The following is a 1,105-nucleotide window of genomic DNA, read 5'->3' on the forward strand; positions in this document are numbered from 1 at the left end:
AGGCGGTTGAGTACGACACCGAAACTGCCCGATTCGTTGTGTTCGATGATGTAGACGACGGTGCGGCGGAAGGTGGGTTCGACGAGGTCGGTGGCCGACACCAGCAGGCTCCCGGCCCGCACGTTCGGCGTTGTTGCTGCCGTTCGGTCCTCGGGTTCGTCCTGGTGTTGCGCCACCCGGACATCATCCCACTGTCGCCACCCGGACGCCCGTAAGCCCCGCTCACGATTTTGGCGGTGCGGCCGTGAGACCGACCGTCTCGGCGAGGACCGTGAGATGGTGCTCGAAGAGGTCGTCGGGGGCGGCGAAGGTGTTCTCGCCGTATTGCCCGAACACCTCGAAACTCACCGCACCGAACAGCGAGGACCACAGCAGAATGCCGCGGGCCAGGGCCGCGTCGGGCAGATCGGTGCCCGTTTCGCTGCGGATCCGGTCGAGGTCGGCGTGCAGGCTGCCGGGAATCCCGTCCGGCTCGGGCAGTCGCAGCGTGCCGTCCGCGTACGCGCTGGTGAGAATCTCGACGAGCCGGGTCACGACGCGGGTGCCGGGTTCGGTGGTGCGCTCGGCCGGCGCGCGGTAACCGGGCACGGGACTGCCGAACAGCAGGGCGTAGCGGGCGGGCTCGCGCAGCGCCCACCGGCGGACCGCGCGGGCGAGGGCGCGGAAGCGTTCGGGCGCGTCGTGCGGGTCGACGACCACGACGGCGTTGTCGACGGCGTTGCCGAGTTCCTCGTAGGCGTCCACGACGAGCAGCGTGAGCAGTTCGTCGCGGTTGGCGACGTAGCGGTAGACGGCGGACGACACCACGCCGAGGTCGCGTGCGACGGCACGGAGAGACAGCGCGGCGGCGCCGTGCACGGCGAGGTGTTCGCGTCCGATGCGCAGGATGTCGGCCATCGTCTGCGCCCGGGCCCGGGCGCGGGGAGTCGTTGCTGCCATGCCGTCGAGCCTGCCCTCATCAGTGAGCACTGTCAACAAAAGTGATCAGTGCTCTTGACAGTGGCCGTTCGGAAGCGCATGCTCGATGCAAACGAGAGCAGTGCTCACATTTCGATGCAGAGGAGAACACCATGTCGAATCTCCAGGTCGTGTGCGGTGCCGGACC

Annotated in this window: 2 protein-coding genes; both read right to left on the minus strand. The window is 68.3% G+C overall.

Annotation, left to right across the window (positions count from 1 at the left end; all coding sequences use genetic code 11):
* On the minus strand, positions 1-176 hold a 176-nt coding region (locus tag I0Q12_RS32580), incomplete at its 3' end, for a YqgE/AlgH family protein (protein ID WP_307846163.1).
* 46 nt (positions 177-222) lie between these two features.
* Complete coding sequence (locus I0Q12_RS10325; RefSeq protein WP_197251834.1) at positions 223-939, minus strand: TetR/AcrR family transcriptional regulator; 717 nt, start codon at positions 937-939, stop codon at positions 223-225.
* Positions 940-1,105 lie beyond the last annotated feature (166 nt).

The sequence above is a fragment of the Rhodococcus sp. CX genome, from assembly GCF_015865005.1.
In the GTDB taxonomy this organism is placed as follows: Bacteria; Actinomycetota; Actinomycetes; order Mycobacteriales; family Mycobacteriaceae; genus Rhodococcus.